Source organism: Bradyrhizobium rifense (genome assembly GCF_008123425.1).
GTDB classification, from domain to species: domain Bacteria; phylum Pseudomonadota; class Alphaproteobacteria; order Rhizobiales; family Xanthobacteraceae; genus Bradyrhizobium; species Bradyrhizobium rifense.
The window spans coordinates 115,827-130,412 of the sequence record NZ_VSSS01000014.1 but is presented as its reverse complement, the minus strand read 5'-3'; the positions used below and the strand labels follow the sequence as shown (position 1 = coordinate 130,412).

At 64.2% G+C, this 14,586-nt stretch carries 15 protein-coding genes; 2 read left to right on the top strand and 13 right to left on the bottom strand.

The window, feature by feature from the left end:
* Nucleotides 1-173 precede the first annotated feature (173 nt).
* Genes FXB40_RS07815 through FXB40_RS07795 form a run of 5 tightly spaced genes read right to left on the bottom strand, consistent with a single transcriptional unit; the run spans nucleotide 174 to nucleotide 5,343 of the window.
* Complete coding sequence (locus FXB40_RS07815) at nucleotides 174-962, bottom strand: enoyl-CoA hydratase/isomerase family protein (protein ID WP_148771626.1); 789 nt, start codon at nucleotides 960-962, stop codon at nucleotides 174-176.
* Between the two features lie 50 nt (nucleotides 963-1,012).
* A complete protein-coding gene (locus FXB40_RS07810; protein WP_148771625.1) occupies nucleotides 1,013-2,773 on the bottom strand; it encodes an alpha/beta fold hydrolase in 1,761 nt (586 codons plus the stop codon).
* A gap of 3 nt (nucleotides 2,774-2,776) precedes the next feature.
* The gene (locus FXB40_RS07805; RefSeq protein ID WP_148771624.1) at nucleotides 2,777-3,877 is read right to left on the bottom strand and encodes a flavin reductase; all 1,101 of its coding nucleotides are present in this window, start codon (nucleotides 3,875-3,877) and stop codon (nucleotides 2,777-2,779) included.
* Between the two features lie 35 nt (nucleotides 3,878-3,912).
* On the bottom strand, nucleotides 3,913-4,941 hold the full coding sequence (locus FXB40_RS07800; RefSeq protein ID WP_148771623.1) for an LLM class flavin-dependent oxidoreductase: 1,029 nt from the start codon (nucleotides 4,939-4,941) through the stop codon (nucleotides 3,913-3,915).
* Nucleotides 4,942-4,986: 45 nt separating this feature from the next.
* Nucleotides 4,987-5,343: a VOC family protein gene (locus FXB40_RS07795; RefSeq protein ID WP_148771622.1), complete on the bottom strand. Its 357-nt coding sequence runs from the start codon at nucleotides 5,341-5,343 to the stop codon at nucleotides 4,987-4,989.
* 114 nt (nucleotides 5,344-5,457) lie between these two features.
* On the opposite strand from FXB40_RS07795, the gene FXB40_RS07790 reads away from it, so the two are divergent.
* Nucleotides 5,458-6,240, top strand: coding sequence for an IclR family transcriptional regulator (locus tag FXB40_RS07790; RefSeq protein WP_148771621.1), 783 nt, complete (start codon nucleotides 5,458-5,460; stop codon nucleotides 6,238-6,240).
* A gap of 38 nt (nucleotides 6,241-6,278) precedes the next feature.
* On the opposite strand, the gene FXB40_RS07785 is transcribed toward FXB40_RS07790, so the two are convergent.
* A complete protein-coding gene (locus FXB40_RS07785) occupies nucleotides 6,279-6,923 on the bottom strand; it encodes an NADPH-dependent F420 reductase (RefSeq protein WP_148771620.1) in 645 nt (214 codons plus the stop codon).
* Nucleotides 6,924-7,052: 129 nt separating this feature from the next.
* Entirely contained in the window at nucleotides 7,053-7,499 is a 447-nt protein-coding gene (locus FXB40_RS07780; RefSeq protein WP_148771619.1) for an Rrf2 family transcriptional regulator, read from the bottom strand.
* A 226-nt stretch (nucleotides 7,500-7,725) separates the two neighbouring features.
* Here FXB40_RS07780 and FXB40_RS07775 point away from each other — a divergent pair, with 226 nt between their 5' ends.
* Nucleotides 7,726-8,190 carry a nuclear transport factor 2 family protein gene (locus FXB40_RS07775; protein WP_148771618.1) on the top strand — a complete coding sequence of 155 codons (465 nt, stop codon included), beginning with the start codon at nucleotides 7,726-7,728 and terminating at the stop codon, nucleotides 8,188-8,190.
* Nucleotides 8,191-8,211: 21 nt separating this feature from the next.
* On the opposite strand, the gene FXB40_RS07770 is transcribed toward FXB40_RS07775, so the two are convergent.
* Genes FXB40_RS07770 through FXB40_RS07745 form a run of 6 tightly spaced genes read right to left on the bottom strand, consistent with a single transcriptional unit; the run spans nucleotide 8,212 to nucleotide 14,585 of the window.
* Nucleotides 8,212-9,756, bottom strand: a complete 1,545-nt coding sequence (locus FXB40_RS07770) for an acetolactate synthase large subunit (protein WP_148771617.1) — start codon at nucleotides 9,754-9,756, stop codon at nucleotides 8,212-8,214.
* A 57-nt stretch (nucleotides 9,757-9,813) separates the two neighbouring features.
* Nucleotides 9,814-11,031, bottom strand: a complete 1,218-nt coding sequence (locus FXB40_RS07765) for an acyl-CoA dehydrogenase family protein (RefSeq protein WP_148771616.1) — start codon at nucleotides 11,029-11,031, stop codon at nucleotides 9,814-9,816.
* A gap of 30 nt (nucleotides 11,032-11,061) precedes the next feature.
* Nucleotides 11,062-11,490 (bottom strand): phasin family protein, encoded by a 429-nt coding sequence (locus FXB40_RS07760; RefSeq protein ID WP_148771615.1) that lies wholly within the window; start codon nucleotides 11,488-11,490, stop codon nucleotides 11,062-11,064.
* Nucleotides 11,487-12,416 (bottom strand): poly(3-hydroxyalkanoate) depolymerase, encoded by a 930-nt coding sequence (gene phaZ, locus FXB40_RS07755; protein WP_246207451.1) that lies wholly within the window; start codon nucleotides 12,414-12,416, stop codon nucleotides 11,487-11,489. The genes FXB40_RS07760 and phaZ overlap by 4 nt, the downstream gene beginning before the upstream one ends.
* Complete coding sequence (locus FXB40_RS07750; RefSeq protein WP_148771613.1) at nucleotides 12,409-14,109, bottom strand: alpha/beta fold hydrolase; 1,701 nt, start codon at nucleotides 14,107-14,109, stop codon at nucleotides 12,409-12,411. The genes phaZ and FXB40_RS07750 overlap by 8 nt, the downstream gene beginning before the upstream one ends.
* On the bottom strand, nucleotides 14,106-14,585 hold the full coding sequence (locus FXB40_RS07745) for a MaoC family dehydratase (RefSeq protein ID WP_148771612.1): 480 nt from the start codon (nucleotides 14,583-14,585) through the stop codon (nucleotides 14,106-14,108). The genes FXB40_RS07750 and FXB40_RS07745 overlap by 4 nt, the downstream gene beginning before the upstream one ends.
* Between the last annotated feature and the right edge of the window lies 1 nt (nucleotide 14,586).

Here is a 14,586-nt window from a genome sequence, read left to right as displayed (position 1 = left end):
GCTTCATCGTTGAGCACCAGCAGGCATTCAATTTCGATTCCGCTCTTGGCCAGCAGAATGTCCGCTTCAGGGCTCCGTCCAGCAGCAGGTACCGGCAGCGCTGGTTGGACTTGTGAAAGACGACAGGCGGCTCGATGCCGCCGTTTCTCTCCCGCGTTCTGCGAGACGTTCCATCATCGGCCGGTGAAGACGATCTTCGGCGGCTCGATCCCCTTCTTGATGGCCTCAGCCCGCGCCGTGCGTCCACGCCTCGCATCTTCGGAGCTGTGGAGCGCCATGGTGATATCCAGGATCATCGCATCGGCGGACGGTATGCCGCCGCCCGACCAGGCCTTGAGCAGGGTTCGTATGGCGGCATATGAGCGCGTCGGACCGGTCGACAGATCCTGCGCGAATTTCAGCGCAGCCGCTTCGACATCATCCGCGGGCTTCACCATGATCGCGATACCCAATTCGCCGGCGGTGACACCCGACATCGGCTCGCAAAGCATGGCGTATCGGGCCGCGCGCGAACGGCCGATCCGCTCCGCCAGTCGCTGCACCGCGCCGGCGACGGGCGCAGATCCCACCGAAGCCTCGATACAGCGAAACACCGCGTCTTCGGCCGCAACGATGAAGTCGCAGGCGAGTGCGAGCTCGAAGGCACCGCCGAATGCGGATCCACGCACGGCCGCGACGGTCGGAATCGGCAAGGCCTCGATGGCGCGGAACGACTGATTGCATTCGGCGATGAAGGTCCGGAACTGGCTGGCGTTCTTCTCCAGGAAATCGAGCACATCGCCGCCCTGGCTGAAATGGGGGCCTTCCGCCCTCACCAGCAATGCCCTGATGTCAGCCTCGCCGGCTTCGTGGACGGCCTGCTTGAGCGAGTCCGAAAAGTCCGATGCAATGAGATTTTTCGGCGGATTGGCGAGTACGATATGACCGACCGAGTCTTTCTGTTCGAACCTGATCACTTGCATTTTCGACCTCCCTTCAACATGTTGATATTGTGATTCCAGAAACGGTCCCCTCATCGCGCGCGCTCGGGAACAAGCGATGGCACGTCACGGCCGGGACGCATCTGCCAATAGACAGCGAGAAGACACAGCCCTCCGGCTATCGCCAGCCCACCGCCGACAGTTGATAGCGCGGAGCCGAGAGCGCTCTGCGTTCCCTCAAATAGTCGATCGGCGATCACAGCAACGAGCGTCGGCGCGACCGCCGTTCCCGTGATGCCGACCCACGCGAAATGGACGGCCGTGATTTTCCCGATCACCGAGCCTGGCGACAGATGCACGATCGTCGAGGTGCCGATGGTGAAAAGGCTCGCGGCCAGGAGATTGAAAGCGGCCAGCAGAAACCAGGTCGCGGAGATAGAACCGGCGGCAGGCGCCAAGACGGCCGGCACGAAGATCAACGCGCAAATCGCAATTCCGAGCGCCGGGATACCGGCCAGGCCATACCGCCGGTAGACCCAGTCGACGAGAAAACCCGCACTGAGTTGGCTCGTGGTGCTGAGCAACAGCACGATGAGACCGTAGGTTAGGCCGATCTCGCCTGCCGGGATCTTCCACACTCGCCCGAGAAACGCGGGAATCCAGGATGAATAGGCCACCGACAGCATGATCGTCAAAGCATTGGCCAGAAAGAGCAGCGTAAAGATCAGCCGTCGGCCACGGATCGCCTCGAGAGCTTCCTTGAACGCGACAGATTTGCTTGAGCCGGCTGATCGTCTTGCCGGCTCCGGGAACGTGAAAACGAGCAGGGCAACGGGCAGCGCAATCACGCCACAGGCAATCATGACGAGCTGCCACGAGCGAATTGAGATCCCGAGCACCGGCACGACATAGGCCCCGTTCTCGCCGACCAGGTGAAGAATGGCTCCTCCAGCAAGAAGTGCGATCCCGCCGCCGATGCTCGCACCCATCGCCCAGATCGCAACGGCACGCCCGCATTTCGCGGGCGCCTCGAGCTTGAGCATGTGACCGCAAGCCTCGAATTGGTGCGACGTCGCGGAAGGCGCCGCGGCGAGCAGCCGCGCCGCGTGATCCCGATGTGGCGCGACCTGGTCGAGCGTGCCGGAGAGAATGGCCATCGGGCACCGCACTGTGGAGATGATGTCCGGCGTTGAGATGGTGAAAAGCGATTGTATCGCCTGTCGCCAGCCCTCGGTCGTCATGGCGTCGCGCAAACGCTCGACATGCTGCCTGACCTGCGGTGGCGCGTCTGGCGCCAGCAACTTGTCCGCGATGGCCGCGCGTGAAACCGGAATGTCGATATCCGCCGTGCGAAGCCAGGCGTTGAGCTCGGCCGCGCGGGCGTCGCCGACGAGATGACCTCTGGCGACGTTGGGGGCTGAAAGAACGAGGCTGTCGACGAGCGCTGGATAGCGCCGTGCGAAGGCCAGCGCCACGACGCTCCCCCAGGAGCTGCCGGCCAGGACGGCAAGCCGCCGCACCCGGAGCGCACGCAGCAGCCCTTCCACGGCGTCCGCGTAGTCATCGATGCCCGCATCTTGTCCGTGGATGGGCGAACTGCCGCCAAAGCCCGGCGCATTCCAGGCAATCACATGAAAATCCCGCGACAGGCCGGCAAGCTGGGCGCGGTATCCGGCCGAGCTGGAGCCGAGCCCGTGAAGCATCAGTACTGCGGGATTGCGCGCGTCTCCGGCGACGCGATATTCGATCTGCCCCCGTTGTCCGGAATAGACCGGCGACGCAACGGCCACCTGCGCAAGCCCGGGCAGGTCCTGCGTAAGAAGTTCGGTGTCGAGAGCGGATAATGGTGCCATCGATCAAGCTCCAGCAGCCAGCTCCAGCCGCCTGGCCGGCTCGAGCGCATCGTCGGAGCGGTAGCCGAGGCGGCGGGACAGATCTTTCGCACTCCGCCGAAGGGCGCGGGCGAACACGCCGTCGAGATCCGCGCGAAACCGGCTCGCCTCGCCGACCGCGGTCAGAGCCAGCACCGCCTGGCCGCTCGCATCAAGCACCGGCGCACTGAGTGCGTTGATCACGGTCTCGCTACGGTAGAAGGTTTCCAGCCCCTGCCTCGCGAGTCCCGACCGCCGGACGTCATCGAGACGCAGCTCCCAATCACCCGCGTCGGACATGGCGACCTCGCCGGGCCAGCCCGTCTGCGCGATGGCCTCAGGCGCAAGATGCGCGGCGAATGCCAGGCCGGTTGCGGTCGAGGTGACCGGCAATATCAATCCGACGGGAAGCGCGTCGCTGACGGGCGCGGACGCCGGCTCCCAATGGGTGATGGTTGGACCGTGTGTGCCCCAGACCGCGAGCGCCATGGTCTCGTCGAATTGGTTCGCAAGGCGCGCGATCGCGCGGGTGCCGAGCCGCATCGCGGCGAGTTGCGCCTGCTTGCGGCCGGGCGACAATGCGCCGTCAGCCATATCGTGGGGATCAGCCAGCAGATATTGACCGTTGCCGAAGACAAGCGGCTTGCGTTCGGCGCGGTCGATCGCAAGCACCTCGCCGACATAGATGGTGTGGTCGCCGCCCGGCACCCGCGACACGACCCGGCACTCGAGCCTGGCGCTGCAATCGCGGAGCAGCGGCACGCCACTGGCGCCGATATCGACGTCGATGCCGGCGAACTTCTCATGAGAAGATTTTGCGAACCGTTGTGACAGCTCGATCTGATCCTCGGCGAGGATGTTCACGGCAAAGCGTTCCGCCCTGAGGAACGCCGGGTGGCTATGACTTTTAACCGCCTGGCTCCAAAGCACCAGCGGCGGATCAAGCGACACCGAGCTGAAGGAGTTGGCGGTGACGCCATGGAATCTGCCTTCGTCATCGGTCGTGGTCACCACTGTCACGCCGGTGACAAAGGTTCCGAGCACGCGCCGCAGGTCGCGGTTGTCGAACAGAGGAGCATCAGCCATCTTCCACCTCCTTAGCGTTCACCCGTTTTGTGCACTCATGCGGCGACCGCTTCGGCCGCCTTCACCGCAGGCATCACCTGTTCGGCGAAGCGGCGGATCGAGGCCGCGGCTTCCGCGTGCGGCATGGTTCCGAACATGAAGCTGCCGATCACGTAGTTCAGCCCGCCGAGCGCGACCTGGTCGGACAGGATTTGCGCGACCGTCCGGGCGGAGCCGGCGATCGCATGGCCGGATTCGACGAGCTGGTCGAACGCGGGCGGCAGTTTTGCGTTGACCGGCTGCGTCCCGTGCTTGCGCCAGAGCTTGATGAAATTTTCGTAGAACGCCGGCCAGGCCTTTCGACCCAGCTCGTGGGCATCGTGGTCGGTCTCGCCGACGATGATGTAGCGATTGACGCCGATGAGGGGAGAGGCTTTGCCCTGTAGACCGGCGGCAGCCATCTCCTCGCGATAACGATCGGAAATCGCGCGCACGCGGGACACCTGCCCACCGCAGACCACATTCATGCCGTTGCGCGCCGGCCAGACCACGGAATCGGGCGAACCGACCGCGTACCACATCGGCGGATGCGGACGCTGGAGCGGCTTCATTTCCACCGCGTAATCGTTCAAGCTCCAGAACTCGCCTGTCGTCGTGACCGAGTCCTGCGCGAAGCAGCGCTGGATCGCTTCGAAGGCCTCCGCGTACATCTTCGCCGCCTTCGCGGATTCGATCCCGAGCGCGTCGAGCTCGTGCGGCGAGGCGCCGCGCCCAATCCCGAACTCGAACCGGCCGCCGCTCAAATGATCGAGCATGCAGATCTCTTCATAGAGACGCGCGGGATTGTAGGTCGGCAACAGATAGACCAGCGGACATAGCCGCAATCTCCTGGTCCGCTGCGACAGAGCCGCCATCCATACGCTGGGCGACGGCGTCGTGCTCAGCGGCGTGCCGTGGTGCTCGCTCATGTGGAAGCAGTGAAAGCCGAGCCGATCATAGAGCTCGGCGAGCGCAAGCCGGTTCTCGTACTGCTCGGCTAGCGGCAGACCCGAGCGGTCGTTCTGATCGAAGACGCCGAACTTCATGATGAATATCCTTTCTCAGGTGGCACGATTGATACGCGGCCGCAGCTAGGTGCTTTGCCGAACGTGGATCTGGAACAGATTGTTTTCGGGGTCGGCGAACGTCGCGACGCTGCCGTGCGAACCCATGTCGCGGCTCGACAGGTGCAGCCCACCGAGCCGCTCGATCCGCTGCGCCAATTGAGCCACGTCGGTCGCGCCGAACACGACCACACTCCCGCGCGCGCCGGTGGCCGCTTCGGATGGTGAGCTCAGCGCGAACGCGAGCTGCCCGATCTTGAACTGGCACCACTGGTCGCGATCCCGAAATGCCAGCGGGAGCTCCAGCGCCTCTGCGTAGAAGGCCTGCATGAGATCCATATCGTTGGCGACCGTGTAGATGCTGCGGATGGCACCGAGGGGCATTTCCGTCTCCTTCCCTCATATTCAATACTGTTGAATACATATTTTATTGTTGTATAGTGCTCGCGACTTTCGTTTGTGTCAATCTCGATTAACTGAACCGGTCGAAGGAAGCAGATGCAGGAGAAGAAGCCGCGCCGCGGCATTCAGTCGGTGGAAATTGCCTTTCGGATTCTGAATGTTATGCAGGGCAGTCAGCAGGCGATGGCGCTGAAGGACATCGCGCCGCTGGCGGACCTGACGACCAGCGCCGCCAATAACTATCTCGTGAGCCTCGTCAGGATCGGGCTCGCCGCGGCGGACGAGAAGCCGGGCCACTATCGCCTTGGGCCTGCGGCGCTCTCGCTCGGCGTCAGCGCAATCCAGCAGATCGACGGTTTCGAGATCGTCCGCCGCGAGGTCACCAATCTGCGCGACATCACGCGGCGAAGCGCGGCCGTCACCACATGGACCGACGACGGCCCGCTCAGCCTGTTCAAGCAGGACGGCGACCAGCGCGGCGCGTTCGAATTTCGCACCGGACTGATCCCGATGCTGAGTTCTGCAGCGGGGAAGATCTACGCCGCCCGGCTACCGCCAAACCTGACGGCGCATCTGATCACGCAGGAATGGGAGGCCGTGTTCGGCGGCAAAGTCGATGCCGGAAAATTCAGGGATGATGCAAGCCGTGAGCTGAAGCGAAAGGGCTATACGACAATCGTCCGATCCGACCTCACCGGCTATGTCTCCATCGCGGCGCCGATCGTGGATTGGAATGGCGATGTTCGTTTCACACTGAGCCTCGCCGGCACCCGGGCCTCGATGAAGGTCGAGCCGTCGAGCGATCAGGTGAAGGCGCTGCTCGCCAGCGCCGCCAGCGCGACGCAGGCGCTTGGCGGCAAGATCGAAAGCCGCGACTAGCTGCTTGCCGAAGCGGCTCTGGCGAGAATCATCGAATGTCAGGTCTTGATGAAATTGACGGCCGCAAGCGAACCGAACGGCAGCGAGGCCAGAGGTCCGCCCGCATCGAGCGCGCCGAGGTCGACCGGGAAATAACCGACCTGTTCGATGATCTTGCGAACGGCGGCCTTCGCCCCGGCATCGTCGCCCGAGTAGAAAAGGGTGCGCTGCCCGCCCGACACCACCGGCTCCGACAGCACGCGCGCGTCGAGATGGTTGAAGGCCTTGACGACGCGCGCGCCAGGAACGTATCCGCGGAACACCTCGCTGGAATGCTTGCCGTCGAGATCGATCGCCTTGATGCCATAGGCGGCGAGCGGATTGTTCGGGTCCCTGGCGTCGGGGGAGTCCGGCTCGAGGAACTCGACGGGATTGGTCGCGTCGATGACGGTACGGCCATCCCAGGCGGGCAGACGTTCCAGCACTGTTTCGAGATCGACCCAACGCACAGCCACCACGACGATATTGGCGCCGGCGGCTTCCCTGGCGGTACCGGCCTTGATCGACGGACCAAGCTCCGCGACGAGATCTTTCAGCGACTCCGGGCCCCGGCTGTTTGCGATCGTCGCCGCAATCCCGCCTCTTGCCAGCAGTCGGGCCACGCTGGAACCGAGGGCGCCCGCCCCGATAATGCCAATGCTCATTGTTTGCTCCTGTTGATGAACGGGGCGGAATGACTCCGGAACGGCAGCGCCCCTATGCAGCCGAACCCAGCGCGGCTCGCATTAAACTGTGTGTCGGTGACATGATTACATTTAACGACAAAAAGAGGATCACCACTCCAGCGGAATGCTGAATTTCCCGAGGCGCGCGACCTCGGCAGCGATGGCGGCGATCGTGACCTTTGCCAGCTCGTTCTCGAGTGCTTTGCGCGCGCGCATCAGCGTCGGCTCCATCGCCTCCAGGATGTTGCCTCCGACCGCACAGCTCTCGCAGGGCGGCGTCCGATGCAACGAGAACAGCTCGGTGTCCTCGACGGCCTCATAGACGTCGAGCAGTCGAATTTTGGCCGCGGGTTTCGCCAGCAGCGCCCCACCGCCCGTCCCGAGCTGCGAGCGGGTCAGACCTGCCTCGCTCAGGCGCGACAACAGGCTGCGGATCACGACAGGACTGGTATTGGCGGAATAGGCCAGATCCTCAGACCGCATCGGCCTGCCGTCGCTGACCGCAAGCGCGGCGAGCGTATGAACGGCGACAGCGAAGCGTGTACTGGTTGGCATGACCGATTCCGAAAGTGTGTCACCATCGCTATTACATACACAAGGGCATGTCAAGGGCTAAGATGACGCCTGCCGGCGCCCGACGAGGATCCGCCGGCCGCGCCCACCGCCGAAGGCGGCTCCGGCAGGAGCAGTTTTGTCCAAGACTTTGTCCAAGACCACGCTCGCAAATGCGGCAGTTTGACCAGCCGATCTGATCGCCCCCTGACTCAAAGGATATCTGCCCATGAGCAAGCACGTTGCCATCTCCCCCGGCGAAGCGGCGGATCGCCTCGCCATACGGGAGCTCGTCGAAGCCTATGCGCATTGCGCCGACCGTCGCGATGCGATCGGGCAAATGTCCCTCTTCACCGAAGACACCCATTTCGTGGTGTACATGAACGCCAAGGATCCGACGCCCTCGCAGGAGCTGCACGCTCGCGCAGAACTTGCTCCGGTCTTCGCGGAGCTGAACACGTACGATGCCACGACGCACTTCCTCGGACAGAGCACGCTCTTCACGCTGACGAGCGAACGTGGCACAGGGGAGACGTATTGCCTGGCTCATCATGTCATCGTCGACGGCGGACAACGCCGCTTGATGGTCGCCTCGCTCCGCTACCTCGATACGTTCGTGAAGATGGACGGCGCGTGGCTGTTTGCTGAGCGTCGGCTTTACGTCGATTGGATCGAGCAGCGCGCGCTTGCATGAGAGCGATCGCGCTCCGGCGAGCTAAAGCACGACCTCGATCAGGCGAGGACCGCGATTCTGCATGGCGCTGCCGAACTGGCTCGCGAATTCGCCAACCGAGGTCGCCCGGCTCGCGTCCACGCCCATGCCGGACGCGAGCTTGACCCAATCGAGCTCGGGATTGTGCAGATCCAGCATCGAAAAGGCTTTCGGCCCCGGATCTCCGGCGCCGACCCGCGCAAGCTCGATGTTCAGGATCGCATAGGAACGGTTGGCAAAGATCACCGTCGCGACGTCGAGCGATTCCCGCGCCTGCGTCCAGAGCGCCTGCAGCGTGTACATCGCCCCGCCGTCGCCATGGAGGCAGACAATCTTGCGGTCCGGACAGGCCACCGCGGCGCCGGTGGCGACCGGAATGCCCTGCCCGATCGCGCCGCCGGTCAAGGCAAGATGGTCGTGCGGTGCGATCGTCGCCGCAAATCGATGCATACCTCCGCCTGCTGTCGCGCCCTCGTCGGAGATGATGGCACCTTCGGGGAGGAAATGAGCGATGACCTGTCCGGCCGTCTGCGGATTGAGCGGTCCGGACGGAATATCGGGCCGGCTCAGTGGACCGACATGCAACGCCTGCCTGGCCGCCTTCACAGATTCCGCGAGAGCCTCCAGCGCCGCCGGACCATCCTCGTGAGCATGCGCAAGATAGATAATTTTGCAGTCATCGGGCGTGCACCAGGACGGCTTGTTCGGATATGCGAAGAAGCTCACAGGCGGGCTCGCGCCGACCAGGATCAGTTGCTCTGTTCCTTTCATGAATTCGACGATCTGCTCGGCGAAATACGGGATTCGCTCGACCGCCACGCGCCCGGCGCCGCGCTGGCAGCGTGGCGCGAAAGTATCGCATGCGATCCGCGCGCCGGTCGCCGCGGCGATACCGCCCGCGGCGCTCAGTCCGCGCTCCCTGAGTGCGGCTCCACGGATCAGCAGCATGGTCTTGCGACCTGACTTGAGCGCCGCGGCAGCCTGGTCAACCGCCTCGGTGGAAACCACAGTCGGCACGGGCCTCGGCAAAGCTGGCGCCGGCCGATCGGCCTCCATCCAGGCCGTGTCAGCAGGCAGGATCAACGTCGCGATCTGACCGGGACATTGCAGCGCGGCCTGCACCGCCCGCGCTCCATCCGCAGCGACGGTCCTGGCGCTCGCCGACGAGTGCACCCAGCCGGAGACCGGCCGGGCAAATCCGTGAACGTCCGATGCGAGCGGCGCGTCGTACTGCGCGTGATAGGTGGCGTGGTCGCCCACGACATTGACGATCGGCGTCGCCGCGCGACGCGCGTTGTGCAGATTGGCAAGACCATTGGCGAGTCCCGGCCCGAGGTGGAGCAGGGTCGCGGCTGGCTTCTCCGCCATGCGACCATAGCCGTCGGCCATGCCGGTTACCGCGCCTTCGAACAGGCCGAGCACGGCCCGCATGCCCTCGACCCTGTCGAGCGCGGCGACGAAGTGCATTTCCGATGTGCCGGGGTTGCCGAAACAGACCTCGACGCCCGATCCGACCAGCGTTCGCAAGAGACTTTCCGCGCCATTCATGCCGCTTCCCCGTCTGTTAATCGCCCCTGCTATGATGCCCCCCAGATTTCCGTCCGGTCAGACGAACGCACTCAGCCCGGTGATCGCCTTGCCGACGATCAGCGTATTCATCTCCCTGGTGCCCTCATAGGAATAGATCGCCTCGGCATCGGCGACGAACCGCCCGACATGGTTCTCGAGCAGGATGCCGTTGCCGCCGAGCAGTTCGCGTGCATAGCCGACCGTCTCGCGACACTTGACGGTGCAGAATGCCTTCGCCAGCGACGCATGCTCGTCGCGCATCACGCCTTCGTCCTGAAGCTGGGCAAGACGCAGCATCATCGCCTGGGTCGATGTGACGTTGCCGAGCATCCGCACCAGGAGATCCTGCACGAGCTGGAAGCCGCCGATCGGCCGTCCGAACTGGATCCGCTCGGTCGCGTAACGCAGCGCGTGCTCGTAGGCACCCATCTGGCAGCCGACCGCGAACCATGCCACCCCGGTGCGGGTCATGCGCAGGACCTTGGCGGTGTCCTTGAAGGTGTTGGCATTCTGGAGACGATCTGCCTCCGGCACACGGCAGTCCTTCAGGGTGATCAACCCATTCTGCACGACGCGAAGCGCCATCTTGGTCCTGATCTTTTCGACCGAGAAGCCCGGATTGTCCTTGCCGACGACAAAGCCCTTGACCTGGTTTGTCCCCTCCTCGCGCGCCCAGATCACGTTGATCTCGGCGAAGGTGGCGTTGCCGATCCATTTCTTCTGGCCGTTGAGGATCCAGACGTCGCCCTCGCGTCGGCAGGTCGTCAGCATGCCGCCCGACGTCGCCGAGCCAACCAAGGGCTCCGTCAGCCCGAACGAGCCGATCTTCTCGAAGCGCATCATCGGCGGCAGCCAGCGCTGCTTCTGCTCTTCGTCACCGCACAGATAGATCGAGCCTGCCGACAGGCCAGTGTGCACGCCCCAGAACGTCGCGACCGACGCATCGACCCGGGCCAGCTCCATCGCGACAAGGCCATTCAACAGCCAGCTCCCGCCCGCCGCACCATAGCCCTGGTAGCCGACACCACCGACGCCGATCTCGGCCATCTTCGGAACGATCGCGAACGGGAATTCGTCCCGCCCCCAATACTCCTCGATCACGGGCGCGACCGCGCCTTCCGTGAACGCGCGAACGCGCCGGAGCAGCGCGCGCTCGCTCTCGCTCATCACGTTCGCAATTCCATAGAAGTCACCGTCGATCGGCGGTGGCACATAGTCGGGTCGTCCCGTTCGTGTCGCCTGCGGGTTCGCCATGGTTTCCTCCCTGCCGCGCGGATGGTGGCGTCAGGCCGACTTGTTCGGGCGAACGCTGGCGCGGATCTCCTCCAGGCTCTGCTTGACGCGGTCCTGGATGATCTTCACCGCGTCTGTCGTCGATTGCCGCGCGGTCGATGCGCTCTCCCGCGCGCCATCGACGGCGATCTCGAACACTTTTCGCGCAAATTCGGTCTGCAACGCGACGTTCTCGTGCATCTGGCCGAGCGGTTTGTATTGGCGCGCGAGTGTTTCGGCTTCCCTGAGGCCGGCCTCCAGCACCTCGCGCTGCTTCTGCGCCACCGACTGCGCACCTTGCGCGGCCACCTTCGCACTTTCGCCGAGGGCGTCGATATTCTTCTTCTGTGCCTGGAGCAGCTCATCCACGTTCAGCTTGGGCAGACCGAGATCGCTGCCGAACTTCCTCAGCATGTCGATGTATGAGGCCGTATCCGTCATGATGTCCTCCCTTGTTGCTCTGCCTTGGAATGGTGGCGCCCGTCTTTCGATGCCGGAACGAGATCTGCGATGCCGCCGCCCAGAAAATCCTCGATCAATGCCGCGGTCTCCGCCGGCCGCGTCACCATGAACAGGTGTCCGTCATCGATCATGCGGAGGTCGGCGTTCGGGATCAGGCTCGCCAGGATATGGCCGTTGATCGGAGGGACCAGGGGATCGTCGCTGCCCGTCAGCACGAGCGTCGGTTGTCGCAGCGACCAAAGCCATGGCAGGCTGGTCCAGCCGGCCATCGCGAGGAGCTGATACAAATAGCCGAGAGTTCGCGCACCATGCATCGCTCCGGCGTGCCGGCCGATCAGCGATGGGTCGCCGCGAAATGCGCCGCCATAGATGTCCGCGGCGATCCTGTTCATGTAGCTCTTGTCGGTGTAGCGACGGGGCGTCGCCATCTTCCACAGCACCGCGGGGCTCGCCGGCACCATGGTGAATCCGGGCGCCGTCGCGGCCAGCACCAACCGCCGGCAGAGCTTCGGATATTGATGCGCGAATTGCTGCGCGATCCCGCCGCCCCAGGAGACGCCCGCGACGTCGATCTCCTTGTACCCCAACTCGGCGACGAGATCCGCGGCCAGCCGCGCCAGCGTCGACGGGCGATACGGAAGGCGTGGTCTCGGCGAAGCACCGACGCCTGGCACGTCGAAGATGATCGCCGTCGTGCGCGTAAGCGCCTCGAGCAGCGGCTTCGTCAATTCCCAATTGGCGCCGATCCCGTTGAACAGCAACAGCGGCGGTTGCGGCCCGCGACCATGCCTGATGGCGACCCGAAGCGATTGCCCGTCGATCGCGATTTGCCGCACCTCGATCTCGCCCGGCGTCCCGGTCGCGGCGTCCTTGGCGGGGCGCGCTTCTGTGGTTATGTCACTCAAAGACGTATGTCCCCGGGGCTGGAGCAAGGACGGGATGGCGCCCGCTGCCGAGCGAGGCCGGTGCGTCGACCTCATCGCCTGAGCGGGCGTGGAGCCAGTCCCGCCAGTCGAGCCACCAGCTTCCCTTCCGCTTCTCGCAGGCGGCCAGGAATGCTTCTGGTCCGGCCGGATTGACGGAGCCGATCATGAACGACGCCTTCGGATTGGTTGGCGGATTGAGCAGGCTCTGGAGATGACCGCTGTTCGAGAGCACGAAGGTCGTGTTCGCCCCCATGATCTGGGCCGTCCTGTGCACGCCCTTCCACGGCGTGATGTGGTCGGTCACACCCGCCACGACGTAGCAGTCGGCCTTGACCTCGCCCATGTCGATCGTCCTGCCGTTCAGCGTGAGCTTTCCGGCATTGACGAACGGGTTGGTGAAATACAGGTCGAGGTAGTCACCATGCAAACGCGCCGGCAGCCGGGTCGTATCGGCGTTCCAGTACAGGATATCGAAGGCCGGCGGTTGGTTGCCGAGCAGATAGTTGTTGACCCAGTAATTCCAGATCAGATCGTTCGGCCTCATCCAGGCGAACATCCGCGCCAATTCGTGACCATCGACCAGCCCGCGGAGCCGCGAGGTCTCCTTGGCGGCCCGCATCGTGTCCGGCGTCATCAGGCAGCCGAATGCACTCTCGTCGGCCGTGTTCGGGTCGAGCAGGCAGACGGCCAGAACCATGTTCCTGATCTTCTCAGCAGCATTGCCCAGCGTCGCGAAATACGCCGTCGAGGTGATGCCGCCGGAGCAGGAACCCATCATGGAGATATCGTCGCTTCCGCTCACCTCGCGCGCGACGTCGACGGCTTCGTCGAGCGCCGCGACGTAGCTGTCGAGGCCGAGGTCGCGATCGGCGGCGGTCGGATTGCGCCAGCTCACGCAGAACACCTGAATGCCGCTCTCGAGCAGGAAGCGGACCATGCTCTTGTCGGGCGAGAGATCGAGCGCGTAGTACTTGTTGATCTGCGGCGGCGTAATCACCAGCGGTCGTTTCCAGACCTTCGACGTCGTCGGCGTGTACTGGATCAGCTCCAGCAGCTCGTTGCGGAGAACCACCGCGCCCGGCGTGGTCGCGAGATTCTCGCCGACCTTGAAGGCGCTGCGGTCGACCATCGACGGCATGCCGCCGTTCCGGGTGAGATCGTCGACATAGTTCTTCAGTCCCTGCCAGACACTGCGGCCGCCGGTGTCGACGAATTTGCGCATCGCCGCCGGATTGGTCAGCATCGCGTTGGTAGGCGCGACGGCGTCGATCAGGATTTCCGTGACCAGATGCGCGCGCGCCTTGTCGATGTCGCTCAGGCTCGTCTTGTCGACGAAGCCGCTGACGGCGTCGCCCCAGGCGAGATAGGCCTTGAGCAAGCCGCCGTGCAGCGAGCTCTCCTTCCAGGAGGCATCGGAAAATCTCCGGTCGCCGGTCCGCGGCGCCCGCTCCGACTTGCCGGCCGCGATGGAGCCGAGCTCACCGAGAAAGGACAGCCATTGCTCCGCCGCCACCTTCGGCTCGTTGACGACAGCCTTGAACAGGACACCCGCACTCTCCAGGAGATCCTCGCTCCGAAGTCCGACGAGAGGATTGAGCGCAAGTGTATTGCGCGACGCATCTTCAGAGATGCCTTCGGCAGGTGGAACTTGCTGGCGGTTTTCGGCATTCATTGTCGTCGTGCCCCCGCCGCCGGGATCAGAAGCGACAGCGTCTCGGCAACCAGAGCCGGCTTCTCCGCCCCCTCGACTTCGAGCGTATTCTGGGTTCGCATGATCACCTGACCGCCGTCCTTCGGTTCGAGTCCTGCGAGCACGACGCGCAGCCGCACGCGCGCGCCGGCCGGCACCGGCGCGAGGAAGCGAACCTTGTCGATCCCGTAGTTCAGTCCGGCCGCGGCATCGCGCGGAATGATGCCGATCTCCATGGCGAGCGGGGCCACCATCGCGAGCGTCAGATAGCCGTGCGCGACCGGGCCACGGAAAGGGCTCTCGCGCTTCGCCCGCGCGACGTCGACATGAATCCATTGATGATCGCCGGTACAGGCTGCAAACGTGTCAATGCGCGCCTGATCGATCGTAGCCCAGCCGGAGAGGCCGAGCTCCTGCCCGACCCGTTCGTTTAAACCGGCGAGAGTGAGGTTGCTCAAT